This is a genomic window from Anaplasma ovis str. Haibei (genome assembly GCF_002214625.1).
Classification (GTDB): Bacteria; Pseudomonadota; Alphaproteobacteria; order Rickettsiales; family Anaplasmataceae; genus Anaplasma; species Anaplasma ovis.
Genome location: NZ_CP015994.1, coordinates 884485 through 907037, shown reverse-complemented (window position 1 = coordinate 907037; position 22553 = coordinate 884485). Strand labels below are relative to the sequence as shown.

Below are 22553 nucleotides of genomic sequence, written 5' to 3'. Positions count from 1 at the left end.
ACGTAACCTAATTAATATTAAATTGCCCAGTTAAGGCAAGTAAATTGTACTGGCTCACAATCAACTCGCTGTGCGCGTTTATCGTGTTCACTCTTGCCTTGAGCAATTCCTGTTCAACATCCAGCACGTCTAAAGTCGTTTTTAAATTCAGCTTTGCTTCCTGCTTTATCGCCTCCAGCGCTGTTTCAGTAAACCTGGCTGAGTCGCGCGCGGATTTCAATACAGACCTAGACGTCGCCAAATTTTCCCAGGCCAGTATTATCGACTCCTCAATTTCCCGCATTTCTTCGCGCAAGGAATATAGCTTGTGTTGCCGAATTTTGTGTGCCCGGTCTATATCCATGAACCCTGTTCCCTGCTCAAAGACTGGGAACCGCAAACGCACTTCCAATCGCTGCGACGCCTTGTTCACACTTATACCTGGGAACAGCTCAGATGCAGATACACTCAACGATGGCAACAGTTTCTTGGCTGTCGCTATGGCTACATCGCGTTTTGATGCCTGATACAAACACCTCGATAGTGTGAGAGCAAGATTGCCAGCTTTTGAGGCTTCTATGGCTTCCTGCAGCGATTCGGGAATGTGTAGCCTATGCCTAGGGTATTTCAAGTCAACCGGTTTTTCCCCTACTATGCGGGTGTAACTTGCCTCCATGGCTTTTAACTTACCTGCTGCGCTCATAGCGTCAGACTTCGCGGCGGAAAACCTCGCCCTCGCCTGGGCAAGCTCAGTTTTTGTGATCTCCCCTACAGAAAATCGTTTTTCTGCCGCAAGCATGTGCTGCTCGAAAACCTTTACGTTATTCTCGTTCAATTTGTGTACTTCATACGCAGTCAGTACTCCCATGTACGTCTTTATTGCGCTCAGTAAAGTTTTCTGTTTTTCCAGAGCGAGCCCCACATCCTGCGCATTGTGTAAATGTTTGGCCTTATCGAGGGCGAGTGTTGCTGCACCATCGAACATGGGTTGTGTTAAGGTCAAAGTAGACATACTCTGCGATGCATGCCTACCATCTTTCTGTACGACGAAGTCGTAGGTGACTCTAGGTAAGAACCCCCTGATGACCGCGCTGGCTATCTCCCTTTTGGTGGCCAAGCTCCTATACACGCCTGCCTTGATGGCGTAGTTATTCTCCAGCGTTTTTTTCAGCGCCTCATCCAGCGAGGTCCCATAAGCCCCGGAAGAAAGGGCAACTAAACAGGCAGACGAAAGTAATAGAAATCCTATACGCATAAGCAACCACCAGCTACTGTTTGTCTCACGTGCTATAGTCATGTAAAATCGCCGTCTGCGCAACATCTTAATCACGCCACATACAGAGTTTAGAGTATACTCCGTGGCCGCACAACTTGTGCTACCTACATCGCCTATTTCTCGGTTGTGGGGCCCAGTTTTGAAATTGACAAGCACGGGATATGGCGCTAGAGTGACGGTGGTGCGTTTTGGTTTTTGTGATTTGATTATGGGTGTATTAGGCGCGAGAACTTTTTCTCTAAAGGCTAGCCAGGTAGACAAGCGTTGGGTGCTTATAGACGCTGATGGGGCGGTAGTCGGTAGACTTGCGGCGTTTGTTGCTAGCGTGTTGCGTGGCAAGAACAAGCCTGAGTACACACCCCACATGGACTGCGGAGATAATGTAATTATCATCAACGCTGGCCGCGCCAGATTTACTGGCAACAAGCGCAAGGACAAAGTCTACTACAGGCACACCGGGTACCCTGGTGGGCTGAAGAGCTGCACTCCCATAGATATTGAACGCGCCGGCCGTCCCGAGAGGATAGTAAAGATGGCTGTTTGGAGGATGCTGGGTGATGGCCCGTTGGCAAGGCGACGCTTCAAGAATCTCAAAGTGTACGCTGGTCCGGTCCATGGCCACGATGCTCAGAAGCCCGCGCTGCTGGACTTTGGTGCGGTGAACGTTAAGAATGCAAGGGGAAGAAATGACAGAGGGTGAGGAGGCTGCCGCTCCTGGTGGCGAGTCTGTTGCTAAAATAGACAAATTTGGTCGCTCTTACGGTACTGGTGGTAGGAAAACTGCCGTTGCTAAGGTATGGTTAAAGGTGGGAAGTGGTGTGATCACGGTCAACGGGGTTGAGTGCGCACAATACTTCAAGAGGGAATCTCTATGTCGCAGGGTTAATGCCCCGTTTGGGGTTTCGTCGTCCGTTGGCTGCTATGATGTGAAGGCTGTAGTTTCTGGTGGCGGCATTTCCGGTCAGGCTGGGGCTTTGGCCCATGGTATCAGCAAGGCGCTAAAGTGCATGAATCCCGCGCTTCATCCCGTCTTAAGGCAATCTGGTTTCCTCACTAGAGATTCCAGGGTTGTGGAGCGTAAGAAGTACGGTCAGCATAAGGCCAGGAAGAAGTGCCAATTTTCTAAGAGATAGTTAGCCGTCTTGGTTGTGGTGGGCCCGTTGGTGTTTCGGTGCGAAATTTTCTGATTAGTGTGTCTGTGGTGGGCGTTCAGCTTTGATGGCCGTGTGTCGCTCCCGGTTGTTTTGCACCTCATGATTTAAGGGTGTCCTATCCCACGTTTAGCTAGGCGTTAGCGCGTTGTTCGAGGTTTGGTAGGAGGTCTACCATGTACATCCCGGAGGATTGCTTTTCCTCTTCTCTTGCGGGTGTGATAACATCGCTAGCCTTGGGACACGTGGCCTGTGGTAGGCTATTCAGCTTTGATGGCCGTGGTGTCGTCCCCGTGTTTGGTAGCTGCGGGATGGGTGCCTGTGGTAATTTCAGCCTTGGTGCGGCGGGCCCCCGCGGGTACTGTGGCCTGTGGTGCGGCCATTTCGGCCTTGATGGCCGTGGTGTCGCTCCCGGTTGTTTTGCACCTCATGATTTAAGGGTGTCCTGTGCCGTTTGGCTGGGCGTTAGCGCATTGTTTGGATCTGGTGGGATGGTCTACCATGTACATCCCCCGGAGGATTGCTTTTCCTCTTTATTTCTCTTGCGGGTGTGGTAACATTGCCGCCATAGTATGCGTCGTGGCGGCACGTGGCCTGTTGGTTTCGGTACGAAATTTCTGATTGAGGGTCTTGCGATAAACTGATCTGGATTTGTTGCTAAGGCCTGTCCGCGCGCGTGGTTATGTGAGGTAGGTTGTGAACTTAAGTGCGATTGGTAGTGGGAAGAGTGCTCCGGAAGAGGTTAATGTTGTTGTTGAGATCAGCAAGGATTCGCACCCTGTCAAGTACGAGCTTGATAAGAACTGTGGAGCGTTCTGTGTGGATAGGTTCCTGCCTACAGCCATGTACTACCCCTGCAATTACGGGTTTATCCCAGAAACTATTGCTGGTGATGGTGACCCAGTTGACGTTTTGGTGCTTACCAGGTTTCCGGTCATCACTGGTGCCGTAATTTCTTCGAGGCCTGTGGGCGCCCTTATGATGAGCGACGAGTCAGGCGAGGATGTTAAAGTTGTGGCGGTACCGGCGCGCAAGGTTGACCCCTACTATGACGGAGTTAATGACTATTCCGATCTGCCACAGTCATTCTTAGATTCCGTATCGCACTTTTTCTCCTTCTACAAAAAGCTTGAAAAGGACAAATTCGTTTCTGTAGGTGCGTGGAAAGATGCCGAATTTGCCAAGGGCCTAATACGTGAGTCAATGTCTTCTGCTGCCCGCTAGCCGCGCCAGTTGCCGAATACCAGTGTATGCGGTGAACGTACTTGCGTTTTCAGCACCGGATTTCTGTACACGCTCTCCATTTGTAGTGCCGCAATTGCAGTGTGCTAAAATAGTGGCAAACTTGTCGCACTTTTGTGCTATATGTGACCTAAAAAGTTCAAGATAGGTAGCACTGGGTTCCTGGTAGAGTGTCTACTTGGGCCAAAGCTTTCATGCGCGGTGTAACTAGGCCATGCATGCTGCTGGTTGCAGCTGCACGTTGCGATGAAAGCGGTGTGCCCTGCGCGGGTGCCCGTGGCAGGCCATTTTGCCTTGATAATTGTGGGTCTGTGCGGTGTCGCTCCTGACTGCTTTGGTGCGCGCGGGTTGCGTTTCCCGTGTTGCCGTCTGGCTGGGTGCTAACGCGTTGTTCGAGGTTTGGTGGGATGGTCTACCATGTACATCCCCGGAGGATTGCCTTTTCTCTTCTCTTGCGGGTGTGGTAACATTGCTAGCCTTGGTGGCCTTGTGGTTATCCTTTGCTAAGTGCATGCTGTGTGGATCTCGGCTTGATAGCTGCAAGTGGGTTCCTGTTACAGCGATTCGGCCTTGATGGCTGCGGTGTCTTTTGCGTGTTTGGTAGGCTATTTCAGCTTTGATAGCCGTGGTGTCGTCCCCCGTGTTTTGATGGCTGCAGGTTGTGGTTGTCCTGTGTCGTGTGTTGTAGAATCTCGGCTTTGAGGGCTGTAAGTGGGTTCCTGTTACAGCGATTCGGCCTTGATGGCTCCTGCGTGTCTTTTGCGTGGTTGGTAGGCTATTTCAGCTTTGATAGCGATGTGCCCCCGCGTGTATGCTGAATTTACTAGGCATTTTAGCGCGATAGGGTAACAGATTGGGCCCGTTCGGATTGCCAAGTTCTATACATCCGAAATTAGTCCCGTTTACGCTCCTACACGTATTAGTCTAGGAGGTTATTTTATGCTATACCAGTAAATTTATTAACTTATTATTGTGAAGTCATAATTTTGTGTCGTAATTGGTGACATTAATGCTTGAGTTTATGTAGTGAAAATTGTACAAGCTGTATTTTATGTTAACCATAAGGCGAATTTATGGAGAAGCAGGGTAGTTGTAGCACGATAGTAGCTAGGATAAGATCCCAAATGGATAAGATCGGGATAAATGCCCGTGAGCTGGCTGATAGGGCGTCTGTAGGGAAGTCCTTTGTGTATGATATACTTAGTGGGAAGTCTAGCAACCCTACCTCAAAGAAGCTTATGGCAATTGCTGAGGTGCTTCAGGTTCCGCTGGCCTACCTGGTCGGCAGTGATGATGGTTTGTATGACGTGACTTCCGGTGGGGTGTTGCCGGTTTACTATCTTGCGGAATCTGAGGATGAGGAAGACAGAAATAACTATACGCGGTGCTCGAGGTTTTACATGCCCGCGCACACCAAGCTTCCGTTTAGCGTCGAGAGTTTGCGCTTCTACGACGTGAAGGGAGACAGTATGTCCCCCACACTCGTGGGGCAGGACGTTGTGTTAGTAGATGTGTCGGATAAAATTGCTCATCCTGCGGGGGTGTTTGCTATACGGGACTCTGTGGGGATTCTGATACGTAGGCTAGAATATGTGCGGGACGGCCAGAACATCATGCTACATGTGGTGTGTGATAATAAGAAGTATTCATCCTACGAGTGCCCAGTTGAAGATATTAAGGTCCTTGGGCGCGTGGTATGGTACGCCAGGGCTTTGTGGTAACGGTGCACAGAGCTTTTGTGCCCTGTATTAATAATGTGTTAACACGCGTACTGGATGCTCAGCGTTCTTCGTGTTGCGGGTTGGAAAAGCCGGTTGCATGGCTTATAACGGGGACGCCCTTGTAAGTATGCTGTGGAGACTGCCGTGTTGTATATGCAACACATCAGAAATATGTTATACATTTTTTGCAGTTATGCTTGATTAGCATAATGGTATATGTGTTAATCTTTGGGAAGTTGGGGCATCGTGCGGGGCGGTTTTTTGGTGCCCGAGGTTCGTTGGGTTTTTGAGGTGTGGGTATGCGTATACTGTTGATAGAAGATGATGTTGCTTGTGCCAGGGCAGTGGAGGCTTCTCTGTCTTCAGAAGGGCATTTTTGTGAGACCATGGCCTCCGCTCAGGACTGTTACGGTAGTATAATTCCCAAGAATGACGACTACGACGTCGTAATATTGGATATACACTTTCCCGGCAAGGTGGATGGTTATGACATACTAGTGAAGCTTAGGGAGTCTGGGATCAAGGTTCCCGTTCTGATACTGTCTTGCATATCTTCTGTGGCGCACAAGGTTAAAGGTCTCTACTACGGGGCTGACGATTACATTACTAAGCCTTTCCACAAAAGTGAGCTGCTTGCCAGGATAAAGGCCATAGTGCGCAGAACTAGGGGGCACCCAGAATCTATAGTGCGTGTGGGCAACATCTCCATTAATCTAGATCACAAATGTGTCGAATGTAACGGTGAGATTATCCACCTTACCAAGAAGGAGTACGGAATGATTGAGCTACTGTCCTCCCGCCTTGGTACCGTGCTAACAAAGGAAATGTTCCTGTCCCACCTGTACAGAGAATTGGACGAGCCGTCCGATGACAAAATTATAGACGTCTTCATGTGCAAGCTACGCAAAAAGCTTAAGGTAGCGAACAACGGAAAAAATTACATAGAGACCGTGTGGGGTAGGGGGTACGTGCTCAAGGAATGCGCAAGCGATGACGAAGAGAGCAACAATAAGGGCTCTGGTAGCGTTAATAAGGCCAGCGACAGTGACGCCAAGAATAGCAGCGGCAACAACAGCAAGGGTGCTAGGCCTGGGTATAACAAGTGGTCTGCCGATGGTGAATGCGGTGGTGCGGGTAAAACGGAAGAACGCAGGAATTATGCCGAGGAAGCCTAAGAGGGATTGTTTTTTTCGGAGCGTGTGTTAGAGTGAGGCCCTGTTGTTCAAAGCGGGGTGACGCATGGCTGTGTTCGTGCATAGCAATGATTTGCCGGACGGTCTTGATCTGGGTGGCATTATTGCCGTAGATACCGAGACCATGGGTCTTGTTTGTAGACGTGATAGAGTGTGTTTGGTGCAGCTGTCTTCTGGCGACGGAGACGCGCATCTCGTCAAGTTTTCTGGTGATTATAGCGCGCCTAATCTGCGGCGCATTATCTCAAATCAGGATATCATGAAAATATTCCATTTTGCCCGGTTTGACGTGGCCGCGATACGTCACTGTTTTGGGATGTGGGCGATACCCTGTTATTGTACAAAGATTGCGTCAAGGTTGGTTAGAACCTACACCAACCATCATGGGCTCAAGGATCTGTGTTACGAACTTCTGGGGGTCAAAATCAGCAAAGCGCAGCAATCCTCTGATTGGGGAAGAGAGGTGCTTACTTCCGAGCAACTCAGTTACGCAGCGGCTGACGTTATATATCTGCATGATATTAAGAAGAAACTTGATATGATGCTTGAGCGCGAAGATAAGCAGGAACTCGCCGAATCCTGCTTCAAATTTATTCCTGCAAGAGCAGAGTTGGATTTGTTAGGCTGGGATGGTGTAGATATTTTCAGCCACCAGACGCAACTTTAGGCGTAGGTCTATACGATTGCACTTTTTTGTTGTGGTAGTCCAAATTCCGTGTTGGTGGTATAGACAAATACGCGCCAAGCGCGCGGTTTCCGCTGTACTGTTGCATAAGTGTCTGCCCGTGTTGTTATCCTGCACTGCCTAACCAGGGCCAGTACGGGTTGTTGACACGGGAGCCTGTTGCGTTTAGAATCCTCAACTCTGTATGGTGCTTATGGATACCAAAGTGGGTGGTGGGTTGGAGTGCAGTATAAGCAGAGAGGATTTGCTGCAGTCCTTGGCCTACGTCAGCAGCGTTATAGAGAGGCGCAACAGTATAGCGGTGCTGTCGTGCGTAAGGTTAGAAGCCAAAGACGGTGTTGTTGAGCTGTCTTCGACTGATCTTGATATCTCAATAGAGGCACGTGTTAACGCCGGTGTCGTGAGTGATGGGGTCGCGGTTGCTTCTGCTCAGTTGTTGTATGACATTGTAAGGAAGCTTTCGGGTGACTGCTCGGTGAGCTTCAAGATGAGCAACGGGCGATTGCTCGTTGAGTGCGGAAATGCAAAATTCTTTCTCCACGTTGTGGCACCGGAGAAGTTTCCCGCAATTGAGGGTGGTGAGGTTGACTGCGGTTTTGATGTGCAGGCACCTCATCTTGCTGAATTGCTAAACAAGACAAAGTTTTCCATGTCCGTTGAGGAGAGTAGGTACAACCTCAGGGGCGTGTACATGCACGTTGCGGAAGATATGCTGTGCTGCGTGGCAACTGATGGGCATCGCTTATCACTAGCGAAAATTAACAGGCCGGACGGCTTGCAACCCAATGTTGGTGTTATTGTGCCAAGAAAAACGGTGAACGAGCTTTTGAAGATAATAAGCGGTGGGGGTGATGCGTCCCAAGTTGTGTCTGTAAGCATCTCGCAACGCAAGATATGCTTCAGATACAGGGGGTACTTTATGGTATCCAAGGTTGTTGACGGGGTGTTCCCTGATTATTTATCCATAATTCCGCAAGAGAGGGGTGCTAGCGTGTCTATGGATGCGTGCTCTCTTCTAAGTGCTGTGGACCGCGTTTCCGTAGTGGTTTTTGATAAGGTCAAGGCCATAAAGCTGTCGTTCACTCGCGGTAAGCTCACTCTCAGCTCCGCATCGTCTGACCAGGGTGATGCCAGAGAAGAACTTGAAGTAGATTATAAGGGCGGCGAAGTTACTATTGGGCTCAATGCCAGGTATCTCATTGAGGTATTGGGTTGCATGAAGGGGGCGTGTGAGATCGTGTTTCAAGATGGTAACGCTGCTGTACTGATTCAAGATAAAGAACCCGGTGGTTCCTTGCACATAATAATGCCCATGAGAATATGATTGCACTGTAAGCTACCATGCTACCCGCGTCGGCGGTCACGCAATAATCTTCCTTCTCAAGTATGTTGTTCCCCTTTCATGCGCTCTCCGGAGCTGCGCGCTGGTCATGTAGTTGCTGCAGACAAAGCGCAGTTATTGCGGAGCGACATTGCTACAGGTACTAATGCGTGTGACGCGTTTTGCCTAGGAAGATATTCGAGCTACTACAACCATTGCTGCCATAGTGAAACAGTGTGCTCACACTTGCTACTGGCCTACTCCGTCAGCTAGTTCCATTTGGCTATGGGGGCTTACTCTACGGTGACTGATTTTGCTAAGTTACGGGGCTGGTCCGCATCCAACCCCTTCTTTACTGCAATTCTGTACGCCAGAAGTTGTGCGGCTATCGTATATACTATAGGCAGGGAGAAGGCGTTTGTCTCGGGCAGTTCTACTATTGCTTTACACAGATGCTTGAGCTTCCGTGCCCCCTTTCCGTCTGTGAAGGCTACAACCATACCCTTCCTTGCTGACACCTCCTGTATGCTAACCAGGTTTTTGGTGAACGTCTCGTTGTATGGCGCAATTGCTACGACGGGAAGAGATTCATCCACAAGTGCTATGGAACCATGCTTAAGCTCTCCAGACGCGATACCTATGGTGTGGATGTAGGACAATTCCCTAATTTTTAGTGCGGCTTCCAGCGCAACTCCGTAGCAGGTTCCTCTACCCATTATTATTACGCGGTTGTAGTGCAATATGAGATCAGCTACGGGTTCTATGGAGGTTACAAGGGCCTCCGACGCGTGTTGTGCCATGCACTGAAGTGCCTCAAACAACTGCTTGTAGGTGCTCTGTGCCACAACACACCTAACTTTTGCAAGCCACAAAGAGAAGCATGCAAGCACTGCCAATTGTGCAGAGAAAGTTTTGGTTGATGCGACACCAACTTCCGGTCCTGCGAGGATCTTGAGGGCAATATCTGATATATTCTCCATGCTGTTTCGCGGGACGTTCGTCAAGCTAATGACTGTGCCATTTTGCCTTTTTGCATGGCGTAAAGCTGCCAGTGTATCAGCGGTTTCCCCGGATTGGGATATGAACAAGAACACGTCGTTTTCCGATATCTGCATGCGATGGTAGCGAAACTCCGATGCTATACTTAACAGCACCCTGATGTTTGCTATGCTTTCCAACCAGTATTTTGCGATCAGGCCGGCCATGTAAGATGATCCGCTCCCCACTATTGTCAAATGGGTCAAGGATTTAAACAGGTTCGCGTCACATGCGAACTCGACGCTTTCACAACTGATAAACTGGTTTATTGTATTGCGTATCACACCGGGTTGTTCGTGTATCTCCTTCAGCATGAAATGGTCGTACGGCGCCTTGTCGGTGTTTGTGTTGGGCGTGCGGATGAGTATTGTTTCGTAGTTAAGTGCCTCATCACTCTCGTTATAGATCTTGACGTCATTGAGCGAAATTTCGGCTATGTGATTGTCCTTCAGATAACAAATCCTCTGTGCATATTTACTCAAGACATATTCGTCTGAGGATACCAGGTTTGCATATGGGCCTTGGCCGACGACTATAGGCAGCATTCTGCAGGTTGCCAACAAACTGTTGTATCCCGCTAACATGAATATTACTGCAAAATTGCCTTCTATCTCTTCCAACGCTTTCCGGACTGCATGTCTTGGGGACAATCCGGCTTGCAGCAAAGACTCGACCAGGTGGGGTATGACTTCCGTGTCAGTATCAGTGGAGAACCTGCTGCCACTGCCCTCAAGACGTTCCCTGATAGACGGATAGTTCTCAACGACTCCGTTGTGAACTACTGCCACCTTGCCCACGCATATCGGATGCGCATTTTCAACCTTCGGAACCCCGTGCGTAGCCCACCTGGTGTGCGCTATACCAACATTGCCCCGTAGAGCGCCCCCCTCTGAAGACACCAATTCGCTGAGCGTGGCAACCTTACCGCATGAACGCCTTACCTGAATGTCACGGTCTAGAACCGCAATTCCGCACGAGTCATACCCCCTATACTCGAGCTGGCGCAGGCCACATAGCAGCAGAGGAACTGCCTGACAACTGCTAACGACTCCTAACACACCACACATAAGGACACCCGACTGAGAACAGGGACAGCAGACTACCCGCTGGTTTGTTATTCAAGAAAGGACGCCAGAGAGCCGCCACACTAACTACCAGCTTTTTGCAGTTGACTGAGACTTGCCCACATGGGCACTCTTACCGGTTCCATCCCTATTAAGCACCTCTGACACAGACGACTTCAGCACCCTAACTTCCACTCCTGTTGCAACTTCTATGTGCAGGTGCCCGTTGCTTGCATCAACCTTAGTTACCGTACCCAAGAGCCCACCTGACGCTATGACCTTGTCCCCCTTTTTTATGCTGTCCAACAACTTGTTATGCTCCCTGAGCTTTTTCTGTTGTGGCCTTATGACCAAGAAGTAGAAAATCAAAAATATGAAAACCAACGGAGCAAACCCAGCGATGGAGGCCCCCAGCCCAGCAGTAGGCGCTGGGGCCGCAGCCGTAGCGGCGAACAAGGCACTAGGAAATAAAAGCATTGAACCTACCAAAAACGTATTGCGCAATCTACCAAAGGGCAGGTGTGCTGTCAAGGGGACAACTAAGATGCTAACCAATGCACGACCAGATGTGGCCCAGGGCGTGAACACACGCCACCCGCGTACGCAGCAAGCAAGCGAGGCTATTCACAGGCGCCTATGTCATATCTATACATGCCGCCAGGCCAGTCTAATAAATCTAAGGCTGCGTAGGCCTGATGCTTAGCGGTGGCCAAGTCATCCGCTTCGGCCACTATATTCAAAACCCTACCGCCGGCAGAAACCCAGTTATTTCCAACCCGCTTTGTACCTGCGTGAAAAACTTTGACGCTAGAAGACCTGGCAACCTCGTCCAGCCCACCTATTACGGAGCCAGATTCATAAGGCCCCGGATAGCCCTTGCTGGCCACGACTACACAGACAACCGATTTGCGATTGAGAGAAACTACCTCGCTGCCCAACCTACCTTTTGCCGCTAGGGACATGAGTTTCAGCAGATCTGAATCCAATCTAGGCAACATTGCCTGCGTTTCTGGGTCTCCAAACCTAACGTTATATTCCAAAAGCTTGGGCTCGTTCTTTTTGATCATTATGCCAGCAAACAGTAACCCCCTGAATTGTATTCCCATGTTAAACATGGCCTTGATGGTTGGATATATTATCCTCTGCACTATCAAGTGTTCCATCTCTTCAGTTATGATTCCCGGAGTTGAATATGCTCCCATACCTCCGGTATTTGGCCCTTTGTTCCCGTCATACACAGGCTTGTAATCCTGCACAGCTCCGAGCACCACTGGGTTGGTGCCATCTATCAAGGTGAGGAAGCTGATCTCCTTGCCGTCCAGGAACTCCTCCACCACAACTGCCTCGCCAGCTTTGCCGAACTTGCCCTGCACAAGCATGGCGTCTAATGCATCATAAGTTTCCTCCAGGGTGTGGCATATTACAACGCCCTTTCCCTGAGCAGGCCCGTCAGCCTTTACCACTAGTGGCAGCTTACTTCTCTTTACGAACTGCTTGGCGGAGCCGATATCCATAAAATACCCGTGCTTCGCCGTGGGGATGTTGTAACGGGCGCACAGCTCTTTGGTAAACCCCTTGGAGGCCTCAAGCCTGGATGCGGCTCTGGATGGGCCAAAAACAAAAATACCCTCATCAGTGAGCGCGTCGGACAGCCCACTAATCAGCGGTAACTCAGGACCAACAACAACTAGGTCTATTTTCTCGCGCTTGCAGACCTGCGCAACCTCAATAAAGTTGGTTACATCTACGTCTACCAAAGTTGCTAAGTCCGCCATGGCTTCGCGCCCAGGGGCAACAAACAGACGAGTTAACATGGGGGAACAGCTCAGGCAGTCCAACAGGGCATGCTCCCTACCCCCGGAGCCGACAACCAGAACATTCATCCCGCCCCCTACAAGAGACCATCAAGACCACGAAATGCCACCGCCACGCTACCACAAATCGTCAGTTTGTCAATAGGGTTTTGTGCAACATGCAAAACTAGCAGGAATATATTCGGGAATCCTGTAGGACAAAAGACTTGCTATGGGTCTGGTTGCGTGGTTTAATGGCTCTCTGACGTTTGTTTGGTGTGGTTTCGTGGCTCCTCGTACTGGCTTTTTGTGCGCTGTTTTGGTTGCTCTGTCCATTTTCTGTGTTACGCCCCCCGTTGTCGCTGCGCCCTTCACTGAAGAAGGGGTACATAAGCTCTACGAAGACGGTCTCAGGCTGTTCCATGAAGGGCAGTATAAGAAGGCTGTAGCGGTCTTTGACAAGATAGAAGCTCTATATCCGTTTTCGCAAATGGCGATAGACGGCAGTTTAGTTGCTGCGGTGGCGCATTATGAGCTCGGTAACTACGCTGAGTCTGCCTCTCTTGCGGAGGGCTATATTGATTCCTACCCTAGTAGTAAGAGTATAGACTACGCTTACTACGTCAGGATTCTAGCTAAGTACATGCAGATACCCGATCTTGGGTTAGATCAGGGAATTGCCCTAGAAGTTAGGAACCTTGCTTACGAGTTTGTGCGCATGTTTCCCAACTCGCGCCACCTGGGCGAGGTTTCCGAAAGGCTTGCTGCCGTGAAACAACACTTGGCCGCTAGGGAATTCATGATTGGTAAGTTTTACCTCAGGCGAGGGGGATATATAGCCGCAATCAAGAGGTTCAGATCTCTGATATCTGCATATCCAGATTCAGCGTACACTAACGAAGGGTTGTACCGGTTGATGGAGGCATACACAGCTTTGGGGGACCACAAATCGGCGGCTGCGTACCTCTCTAAATTAGACGAAAGCAACATATGGCGCGCTAGAGCTGAGCGCCTATTGGGCGGAGAGGACCATGCGCAAGCCGGGCGGGAAGGAACCTCAATTGAAGAGGAGGGAGATAATCAGGGAGAGAGCGCTGTGCCCACTCCCTCTGGCAATGCTGATGTCGGAGAGGAAACTGTGGAGGATGCGCAGAGAGAAGAATCACTGTAATTGGTGTGCGGCTGTCATTACCCAGGGCTAGTGCCCGCAAGCTATCACTGTGGCAAACAGTAGAAACAGGTAATATATAGAATATTTAAACAGCCCCATGCATGTCCGATGTGACGGCTGCCCCTTTTCCCGGAACACAGCAACGGCGTAGGCGATAAACGTCGCACTCAAGCCGGTTGCCAAAGTTTCATATAGGATAGGGTTTTTCACAAACAAGCCCGGCGTTGCTGCCACGACCGCAAGGATTATACTATACAACAGTATGTGCGCTCTGGTTTTGTGTATGCAATACACAGGCAACATGGGAACGTTTGCTTTTTTGTATTCCTCTGAAGTGAGTAGGGCAATGGCCCAAAAGTGCGGAGGTGTCCACGTGAATATTATTGCAAACAAAGACAAGCTCTCAAGTGATAGCGCTCCGGAAACCGAAGCCCAGCCTATTACTGGTGGGAAAGCGCCCGCGATGCCGCCAATTACTATATTCTGCGGTGTGCGCCTTTTCAGTAGCATTGTATAAACTACTGCATAAGAAACAATGCTTCCCGCTAGAAGGAGCGCAGATACATGGTTCACCGCTATTGCCATAACAAACACCGATAGCGTAGCAAGCACCATGCCGCACTCCAATGCTTGTTCCCTACGAATTTTACCTGCAGGTATAGGTCGACCTTTGGTACGGTCCATAATCGCGTCGATGTCGCTATCGTACCACATATTAAACGCACCAGCTGCTCCCGCACCTATGGCCACGCACACTGTGGATACAAGCCCTATTAGTGGGTGAATAGTTCCCGGTGCGATTAGCATTCCGGTTATTGCAGTAAACACCACCAAACACATTATTCTGGGCTTGAGCAGCTGAATGTAGTCACCAACTGAGGAAAGAGCCACGGGGCTTTTCTCTCGGGAGGCCTCGATAAAAGTTGCTGTCATATGTGTCCTTTAGTCCAACTTGGGAATTTCCTCAAAAGTGTGAAACGGGGCGGGCGAGGGGATAGTCCACTCCAAAGTATCACCTCCCCACGGGTTTGCCTCAGCCGCCTTACCCCTCTTCAATGTGTATATTGCAATTGCTATGAACAGCAGTGCAGACAGAAAAGAAAGGCCCGCACCTATGGAGGACACATAATTCCACGGAGCAAAGGCATCTGGATAGTCAGGAATTCTTCTAGGCATGCCGGCGAGCCCCAAAAAGTGCTGAGGGAAAAACGCGATGTTGGTCGAAATAAAGGTTAACCAGAAGTGTATTTTTCCCATAAGCTCAGGGTACTGCTTACCTGACATCTTACCTACCCAGTAATAAAACCCCGCATACGCCGCAAAAAGTGCCGCGATCGACATCACATAGTGAAAATGGGCAACCACGTAGTATGTGTCATGCAGAACTTTATCCACCCCCCCGTGTGATACTACTATGCCAGTCAAACCGCCGACCGTGAACACGAAGATGAATCCTATCGCGAAAAGCATTGGGGTCTTAAACTCTATCTTTCCTCCCCACATAGTGGCTATCCAGCTAAATACCTTGATCCCGGTTAGCACCCCTATCAACATAGTAGTGACGCTGTAGTATGTGATCATTTCCGTGCTCAAGCCGGTAGTAAACATGTGGTGTGCCCAAACTACCAATCCGACCGTTGCTATTCCAACCAGTGCAAATACCATCCCCAGGTATCCAAAAACCGCCTTGTGGGAAAATGTAGAAACTATTTGGCTTATGATTCCAAACGCTGGAAATATTATCACGTATACTTCCGGGTGCCCGAAAAACCAGAACAGATGCTGAAAAAGTATTGGGTCACCACCACCTGATGGGTTAAAAAAGCTGGTGCCGAAGTTGCGGTCAGTCAGAAGCATTGTAATTGCTCCAGCAAGTACGGGGAGTGATACTATGAGCATGAATGAAGTGAGCAGTATGGTCCACACGAACAGCGGCATCTTTAGCAGCGTCATACCGTGGGCACGCATGTTGAAAATCGTTACTATGAAGTTTATAGACCCAACTATCGAAGATATACCCGCAAGGTGTAATGCCAATATCGCCATGTCTACGGATGCATCTGGGTGTGAAGACAGATATGACAATGGAGGGTATAAAGTCCAACCCGTCCCCGGGCCGTCTCCAATCAACACTGAACAAAACAGCAGCGCAAGCGATGCCACGAGCATCCAAAAGCTCAGGTTATTTAACCGCGGAAACGCCATATCTGGGGCGCCAATTAGCAGTGGGACGAACCAGTTCCCAAACCCCCCAGTCAGAGCGGGCATTATCATGAAAAAGACCATTATGAGCGCGTGCCCAGTAACCATGACGTTATACAGCTGGTAGTTTCCGTGCAACACGTCTATGTGCGCCAACTGCGCGCGTAATATTAGGGACAGCAGGCCCCCTATGACACCACCCACTATCGAAAAGATGATGTACATAGTACCTATGTCTTTATGGTTGGTGGAGAATAACCACCGCTTCAAACCACTAGGCGTATGCTCACCGTACATATAACCCACCTCCTAAATAGCTCTGGGAGGAAACACGCAACAACCCACAAGCATCTAAGCCTTGACCTACCCAGCTTACCATACTGACGCCAGGTTCCTAACCGCTTTCTTTGCGCTGCGCTACCCAGGCATCAAACTTATCTCTAGTTACTGCCTCAACCACCACAGGCATAAAGCCGTGCAGCCTCCCACAAAGTTCGGAACACTGCCCATAGTAAACCCCGGGTTTTTTCACTGAGAACCACACTTCGTTCAACCTCCCTGGTACCGCATCAACTTTGATGCCCAAAGCGGGCACCGCCCAGCTGTGTATCACATCTCCGGCAGTGGACTGCAGCAACACGACCTCGCCCACCGGCACAACCATGCGGTTATCTACCTCAAGCAAGCGTAATTCACCACTTGTCAATTCTGAGTCGGGCTTCATGTAGCTGTCAAATCTTATACCAGTCTCTGGATACACGTAGGTCCAGTACCACTGGTACCCTATGGCCTTTATTACAATGTCTGCCTTGGGGATCTGCTGCTCCTTTTTTATGAGCTTCACGTTGCTTATAGTCAATAACCCGACGATCAACAACGGGATTAAGGTCCACGCTACCTCAAGCGCGACGTTGTGAGAATTCTTATTGTTAAACTCAACCTGCTCACCTTTCTTTCTTCGAAACTTTACTAGTGCGTAGAACATCAAAGAAAACACAACAGCCGCTACTGCGGACATCACAAGCATGATGTAGCTATGGGACCTGGCAATCAGCTCCATAATCTCTGTTGCGGGTTCCTGAAACCCAAGCTGCCACGGATACGGCGCGCCGGCACCCGCGCTGGGCCCCCATAGCAATCCGCATACAAACAACACACCCACAACGAGCGCACGGAGCATAGGAAAACACAGTGAAAGCCAACATACACCTCCGGATGGTACATTGCGACAGTGGAAATAGCAAGGCTTTTGTTCCAGCTGGTAACGGCTGCTGATGCAGGTAACATACCTTTAACAATGCGGGGAGGGGCTTCACACTTGTGTGCGCCAAAGTGGCGTGTCACAAATGCCGCTCTGGCGGCCTAATGTGTGTTATGTATACAAGAGAAGTGCCTGGGTAAAGTGCAACTGTTACACAATTTTGCAGAGTGGGGGCCACGCTCTGGCGGCCGGGTAGGAGCAGACGATGAGCACGCAACTCATGTACAAGTTACACTTTCACGATCAAGTGCGAATTCCTTGTGTAGAAGGCTAAGTGCCGGTTCAGCGTTTTGTTCATGCATCAAAACAGTGATTTTTATTTCAGAGGTGGAGACTGCCAACACGGCTATTCCGCCACTGGCCAATGTGCTAAAAATTCTACTGGCCACACCCGGGCGCGATATCATACATGCGCCTACTAAAGAAACCTTTGCCAGGCTGCCCGTCACTACCAGACTCTCATACATTATGCTGTGTTTTTGCTGTAGAAGAATATCTCGCGTTTTAGGTAAATCTTCCTCTTGCACAGTAAAGGTAATATTGCGGAGTTCTCCGTCCATGGTTTGCATTATCATATCCACATCTATGCTACCCTCCGCTACGGGAAGAAGTGCCGCGGCAATACCGGGAACTGCGGGTACTCCGCTAAGCGATACGCTTGCTATATTTTTACTGATAGCAATTCCAGTAATTATTTTGCTTTCCATTTCCTTCTCACGCTCAAAAGATACCAATGTGCCCTTCGCTTCCTGCGAGCTTGACAGTGCGTGGATACGCACCCCGCACCGCATAGCCATCTCTACAGAGCGTGCGTTCAATATCGCTCTGCCGGAGGCGGATATTTCTACCATGTCGTTATACGTTACGTGGTCTAGCTTACGCGCGCTTGAGACCAAACAAGGATTTGCTGTATAAACTCCCGCAACATCTGTATACACGTAACACGTGTCCAGCTGTAGTGTAGCGGCTATTGCCACTGCGGATATGTCTGATCCACCCCTTCCCAGGGTAGTTATACGCGAGTTGTGAACACCTTGAAACCCCGCGACTATCACAACATCATGCTCGTCTAGGAGTGCTAATATGCGGTCAGGTTTTATTTCTACAATTCTGGCTCGTGAGTGTTCCCCGGTTGTGTTTATGGGTATTTGCCAGCCCATTATGGATGTTGCTTTGATGTTTATACGCTGCAATGCAAGCGCTAGAAGCCCACATGATATCTGCTCTCCAGAAGAGACGACCACGTCATATTCCGACAGCTGCGCTTCTGATGCCAGCTCTGAGACCTCTTGCACAGTTGTAACGGCCTCATCCGTAAATCGGCCCATTGCCGATACTACTACCACAAGCTTGTAACCACGCTCTACGCTTTGCCGCACTATTTTGGCGACTCTTGATATGCACTCCACATCTTTTAAGGATGTGCCTCCAAACTTTTTTACCAGAATCCTAGCCATGCTCAGATTTGCATATCCACGTAGTTGCGGATTGTAACTGATTTGCCAGGCCCTTTACACAGATAATTGCCAGTGTGGACCACAAAGGTTTTTTTGGATCGTGTATATCTGTGGTTGTGCCGTGCGGGTTGTGCTATTTAACGGTGTGAATGCGGCTGATATTTTCTCGGGGCGGCTTTGCTCCTCGAATGTTGGTTACTGCTTGAAGAATAAGCAAGGTTTTGGTACCATACCCGGTTCTAGATGTAGTGCATTTGGGGGTTTTGGTGAGGCGAGGGGAGTGCTTTTACGTTACAACCCCCATATATTACGTCAACGATACCCCCCACATAGGGCATTTCTACACTACGCTTATATCCGATGTTGCTGCCAGATTCAGAAATCTGAGTGGTAGGCAGGTCAAGTTTACTACAGGTACTGATGAACACGGCCAGAAGGTCGAGAGTATGGCGCGTGCTAAGGGCGTTCCAGTACGCCAGTTTGTTGATGAAATAAGTGGTTCGTTTAGAAAACTTGTAGGGGTTGCTGGCTTTAGTTGTGATGACTTTATACGCACTACCGAGGCACGCCACAAGAGTGCTGTGCTAGCGCTGTGGGAGCGCCTACGCAGCAACAATCAGATATATCTTGGGCACTATGCTGGGTTTTATTCAGTACGTGATGAGACTTTTTACCAAGAACGTGACCTGGTGGATGGTAAAGCACCAACCGGTGCCGAAGTGGAGTGGCTGGAAGAGCCGGGATACTTCTTCAAGCTGTCTGAGTGGCAGGAAAGCCTGCTAAAGTTTTATGCGGATAATCAGAAATTTGTGATCCCGGAAGGTAAGTTCAATGAAGTCATAAGCTTTGTGGAATCTGGTCTTCGGGACTTATCTATTTCTAGATCTAAGAAAAGCCTCTCTTGGGGGATTGAGGTGCCTCATGACTCTGAGCATATAATATACATATGGGTGGATGCACTATGTTGTTACTTGGCGCTGCTTGGGTTCCCCGAAACTGAGGGGGAATACAAGTGTTACTGGGAGGGTGACGGCGCGGTCAGCACGCACGTTGTGGGGAAAGATATACTCAGGTTCCATGCGGTGTATTGGCCTGCTATTTTGATGGCTGCTGGGCTGCCATTGCCGAAGCAAATAGTTGCGCATGGGTGGTGGCTTAATGAGGGCCAAAAGATATCAAAGTCAGTCGGCAATGTGATAGACCCATTCGCGTTGATAGAGCAATACGGTTTGGATAATTGCAGGTATTTTTTACTGAGTGAAACCCCCATAGGAAACGACGCAAGCTTTAGCAGCGCAGGCCTTGTGGAACGCATAAACTGCGATTTGGCTAACAATTTTGGTAATCTGGTCCAGCGTACTATAACCCTTGTGCATAAGGAGTGCGGTGGGAAAATTCCCGAGGTAGAAGGCATGTTGCAAGGGGAAGAAGCGCCGATAGACTACGAAGCGGTGCTGGCGCAGTATGTGGAATACATGGTGGAGTACCGGTTTTTTGAGGCGCTTAAATTTGTTATAAATCTGTCTTCCGTAGCGAATGAGTATATAGCAAGAAGAGCTCCGTGGAAGCTGTTCAAAGAAGATAGAAAAAGCGCACAGGCGGTTGTATTCAAGCTGCTGGAATACATAAGGTGCATTGGAATCATGTTGCAGCCCTTCGTTCCCGATTCTGCGTCTAAAATTCTTGACCAAATATCGCTTCCAGTTGATAAGCGCACGTTTGGGCATTTTTCCGAATTTCACAAGAGCGGCACCTCCTTGGAAACTCCCACACCCGTCTTCTGCAGGCTAGATACTGCGTAGCTTGAGATCAATCACAGAAGAGTTTCTTCTGCCGGAGCGTGATAGGGTATCTAATCTACTTTCCACGCACTGTAGAGTGATGTGACTCCGTTGCAGATGTTTTGATACGCAACGTTGAAAAAACCCGCGCTTGCTATTTCCTGGGCAAACTCTTCAGGTGCTGGGAACGCCCTTATGCTGTCTGTTAGGTATGTATACGCTTCAACATTACCTGCCACGAACCTGCCCATATTTGGTATTACATAGTCGGAGTATAGGCCATACAATGTCCGAAACAGTCCTTGCCGTTGTATGGGGGAAAATTCGAGACAGAGAAACCTTCCATGGAGTTTGAGCACACGATGTGCCTCTTGCAACGCCTTTTTTCTATCAGGTATGTTACGCATTCCGAAGGCAATTGTATAGTAGTCAAAGGAGTTGTGGGTGAACGGCAAACTCTCTGCGCTGGCGCATACCCAGTTTATGTTGGTGTGCCCGGAGTTGATTGCTCTATCTCTCCCTACCTCTAGCATGTCTGGGTTGATGTCACAAACTGTTACGTGCAATCCGCTGCGCCTTGTCAAGGCTCGCATTGCTATGTCTCCGGTGCCCCCTGCCACATCCAGCAGTGCACCATCCCTGCGAATGACCTTACCGCACAATTCCTGTTTCCACAACCTGTGTAACCCAAAACTCATGAGGTCATTCATGAGGTCATAGCGCGGTGCTACTGAAGAGAAAACTTCGTTGACTTCCAACTGCAACGGCATCGCTTAGAGGATAAACTTAGACAAATCCATCTGCTTTGAAATATCTTCAAGCTTTTCCTTCACATGGGCTTCATCAATAACGTAAGTTTTCCCTCTGTTCTCCGATGCACTGTAGCTTATATCTTCCATTAGCTTTTCCAGTATGGTGTGCAACCTCCTTGCGCCGATATTCTCCACTTCCCGATTAACGGTGGAGGCTATTTCTGCGATGGCAAGTATTCCATCTTCGGCAAACTCTACGTTGACGCCTTCAGTCTCCATCAGGGCGCGATACTGCCTTAACAAGTTAGACTCAGGCTCGGTAAGAATCCTTATCAGGTCATCTCTGCTGAGAGGTTTAAGCTCAACCCTTATTGGTAACCGGCCCTGCAATTCTGGCAATAGATCCGAAGGCTTAGCAAGGTGAAACGCACCCGAGGCTATGAACAACACGTGGTCGGTAGTTACCGTTCCGTATTTTGTACTTACACTGGTTCCTTCGAGTAGTGGTAAAAGATCGCGCTGAACGCCCTCTCTGTTTACTTCCCCTCTGACCTCGGTTCTTGCAGCGATTTTATCAATCTCGTCAAGAAACACTATGCCCTCGTTGCTTGCAATATGCAGCGCTTCTCTGACTATCTTATCTTCATCGATGAGTTTCTCTGTTTCTTCATCCAGCAAAATTTCCCTTGCTTCTTTTACTGTGGTCTTGAGCGATTTAAACTGCTTATTTCCCCCCAGCATTTTTTGCACTATCTCATTGATGTTCATAATCCCCACCTGGCTACCTGGCATACCAGGCACATCAAAAGAATGCTGTACGTTCTTGTTTTCCCTCACGCTTATTGAAATTTCAGAGTCCTCAAATTCTCCGGCTCTCAACCTCTCCCTAAAGGCACTTTTTGTTTCTTCGCTTGCGTCAACACCCACCAGGCAATTTAGTATAATTTCCTCGGAAGACTTGCGCGCCTGCTTGGCCACTACCTTTCTGTGCTTTTCCTTTACCAAAAGAACAGCCCGATCTACAAGGTCACGCATTATTGAATCAACATCTCGTCCAACGTAACCTATTTCGGTAAACTTTGTAGCCTCCACCTTAATAAATGGAGCCTGCGCGAGCTTTGCCAAACGACGGGCTATTTCTGTTTTACCCACGCCAGTGTGCCCAATCATCAATATGTTCTTGGGAATGATTTCATCTCGAAGTGGGAGAGGAACCCGGTTTCTCCGCCAACGACTCCTAAGCGCGTTAGCCACAGCCTTTTTTGCCTCTTCCTGCCCTACTATGAACCTGTCAAGCTCTCTGGTTATCTGACGCGGCGAAAGGTCACGTGTCTCATATTCTTCTTCTGACTCCGCAATGCCCTCCCCAATCTTTTTGGGCTCACTACCGCTCTGGTCAGAGCCTCTTATTTCTCCTGGTCCCGAATTACCGACACCTGCTGCACCTAGTTCATCGGAAGACATCA

The 22553-nt window shown here is 49.3% G+C and carries 19 protein-coding genes; 9 read left to right on the top strand and 10 right to left on the bottom strand.

The features are described 5' to 3' along the window. Positions 1 to 7 precede the first annotated feature (7 nt). Positions 8 to 1234, bottom strand: a complete 1227-nt coding sequence (locus AOV_RS03820; protein ID WP_075139524.1) for a TolC family protein — start codon at positions 1232 to 1234, stop codon at positions 8 to 10. Positions 1235 to 1463: 229 nt separating this feature from the next. Here AOV_RS03820 and rplM point away from each other — a divergent pair, with 229 nt between their 5' ends. From rplM to dnaN, 7 genes are all read left to right on the top strand, one after another. Next, on the top strand, positions 1464 to 1955 hold the full coding sequence (gene rplM, locus AOV_RS03815; protein ID WP_075139203.1) for a 50S ribosomal protein L13: 492 nt from the start codon (positions 1464 to 1466) through the stop codon (positions 1953 to 1955). Continuing rightward, positions 1942 to 2388: a 30S ribosomal protein S9 gene (gene rpsI / locus AOV_RS03810; protein WP_075139202.1), complete on the top strand. Its 447-nt coding sequence runs from the start codon at positions 1942 to 1944 to the stop codon at positions 2386 to 2388. Before rplM ends, rpsI begins: the two co-directional genes overlap by 14 nt. 714 nt (positions 2389 to 3102) lie before the next feature. Continuing rightward, positions 3103 to 3630 (top strand): inorganic diphosphatase, encoded by a 528-nt coding sequence (gene ppa, locus AOV_RS03800; protein ID WP_075139199.1) that lies wholly within the window; start codon positions 3103 to 3105, stop codon positions 3628 to 3630. A 1091-nt stretch (positions 3631 to 4721) separates the two neighbouring features. Beyond that, positions 4722 to 5369 carry an ECH_1013 family putative transcriptional regulator gene (locus AOV_RS03790; RefSeq protein WP_075139198.1) on the top strand — a complete coding sequence of 216 codons (648 nt, stop codon included), beginning with the start codon at positions 4722 to 4724 and terminating at the stop codon, positions 5367 to 5369. A 299-nt stretch (positions 5370 to 5668) separates the two neighbouring features. Continuing rightward, complete coding sequence (locus AOV_RS03780) at positions 5669 to 6544, top strand: response regulator transcription factor (protein WP_075139197.1); 876 nt, start codon at positions 5669 to 5671, stop codon at positions 6542 to 6544. A gap of 64 nt (positions 6545 to 6608) precedes the next feature. Next, the gene (locus tag AOV_RS03775; RefSeq protein ID WP_075139196.1) at positions 6609 to 7229 is read left to right on the top strand and encodes a ribonuclease D; all 621 of its coding nucleotides are present in this window, start codon (positions 6609 to 6611) and stop codon (positions 7227 to 7229) included. A gap of 202 nt (positions 7230 to 7431) precedes the next feature. Continuing rightward, on the top strand, positions 7432 to 8571 hold the full coding sequence (dnaN, locus tag AOV_RS03770) for a DNA polymerase III subunit beta (RefSeq protein WP_075139195.1): 1140 nt from the start codon (positions 7432 to 7434) through the stop codon (positions 8569 to 8571). Between the two features lie 290 nt (positions 8572 to 8861). Here the strand turns inward: dnaN and glmS are convergent, their stop codons facing one another. The 3 genes from glmS to purD all read right to left on the bottom strand — a co-directional run bounded on the left by glmS (position 8862) and on the right by purD (position 12553). Further along, complete coding sequence (gene glmS, locus AOV_RS03760; RefSeq protein ID WP_075139193.1) at positions 8862 to 10673, bottom strand: glutamine--fructose-6-phosphate transaminase (isomerizing); 1812 nt, start codon at positions 10671 to 10673, stop codon at positions 8862 to 8864. A gap of 84 nt (positions 10674 to 10757) precedes the next feature. After that, complete coding sequence (gene yajC, locus AOV_RS03755) at positions 10758 to 11147, bottom strand: preprotein translocase subunit YajC (RefSeq protein ID WP_075139523.1); 390 nt, start codon at positions 11145 to 11147, stop codon at positions 10758 to 10760. Between the two features lie 143 nt (positions 11148 to 11290). Then, positions 11291 to 12553, bottom strand: coding sequence for a phosphoribosylamine--glycine ligase (purD, locus tag AOV_RS03750; RefSeq protein WP_075139192.1), 1263 nt, complete (start codon positions 12551 to 12553; stop codon positions 11291 to 11293). Between the two features lie 196 nt (positions 12554 to 12749). Here purD and AOV_RS03745 point away from each other — a divergent pair, with 196 nt between their 5' ends. Then, positions 12750 to 13634 carry an outer membrane protein assembly factor BamD gene (locus tag AOV_RS03745; RefSeq protein WP_233497115.1) on the top strand — a complete coding sequence of 295 codons (885 nt, stop codon included), beginning with the start codon at positions 12750 to 12752 and terminating at the stop codon, positions 13632 to 13634. A 27-nt stretch (positions 13635 to 13661) separates the two neighbouring features. On the opposite strand, the gene cyoE is transcribed toward AOV_RS03745, so the two are convergent. From cyoE to AOV_RS03720, 4 genes are all read right to left on the bottom strand, one after another. Then, positions 13662 to 14567, bottom strand: a complete 906-nt coding sequence (cyoE, locus tag AOV_RS03740) for a heme o synthase (protein WP_075139190.1) — start codon at positions 14565 to 14567, stop codon at positions 13662 to 13664. 9 nt (positions 14568 to 14576) lie between these two features. Further along, positions 14577 to 16133, bottom strand: coding sequence for a cytochrome c oxidase subunit I (ctaD, locus tag AOV_RS03735; protein ID WP_075139522.1), 1557 nt, complete (start codon positions 16131 to 16133; stop codon positions 14577 to 14579). Positions 16134 to 16230: 97 nt separating this feature from the next. After that, entirely contained in the window at positions 16231 to 17016 is a 786-nt protein-coding gene (coxB, locus tag AOV_RS03730) for a cytochrome c oxidase subunit II (RefSeq protein ID WP_075139189.1), read from the bottom strand. Positions 17017 to 17315: 299 nt separating this feature from the next. Further along, positions 17316 to 18554, bottom strand: coding sequence for an aspartate kinase (locus AOV_RS03720; RefSeq protein WP_075139188.1), 1239 nt, complete (start codon positions 18552 to 18554; stop codon positions 17316 to 17318). Between the two features lie 266 nt (positions 18555 to 18820). Between AOV_RS03720 and metG the strand changes: the two genes are divergently transcribed. Continuing rightward, positions 18821 to 20356 carry a methionine--tRNA ligase gene (gene metG / locus AOV_RS03715; RefSeq protein WP_075139521.1) on the top strand — a complete coding sequence of 512 codons (1536 nt, stop codon included), beginning with the start codon at positions 18821 to 18823 and terminating at the stop codon, positions 20354 to 20356. Between the two features lie 50 nt (positions 20357 to 20406). Here metG and AOV_RS03710 read toward each other — a convergent pair whose 3' ends face one another. Next, positions 20407 to 21105, bottom strand: a complete 699-nt coding sequence (locus AOV_RS03710; RefSeq protein WP_075139187.1) for a class I SAM-dependent methyltransferase — start codon at positions 21103 to 21105, stop codon at positions 20407 to 20409. A 3-nt stretch (positions 21106 to 21108) separates the two neighbouring features. Continuing rightward, positions 21109 to 22551 (bottom strand): ATP-dependent protease ATPase subunit HslU, encoded by a 1443-nt coding sequence (gene hslU / locus AOV_RS03705; protein WP_075139186.1) that lies wholly within the window; start codon positions 22549 to 22551, stop codon positions 21109 to 21111. Positions 22552 to 22553: the final 2 nt, after the last annotated feature.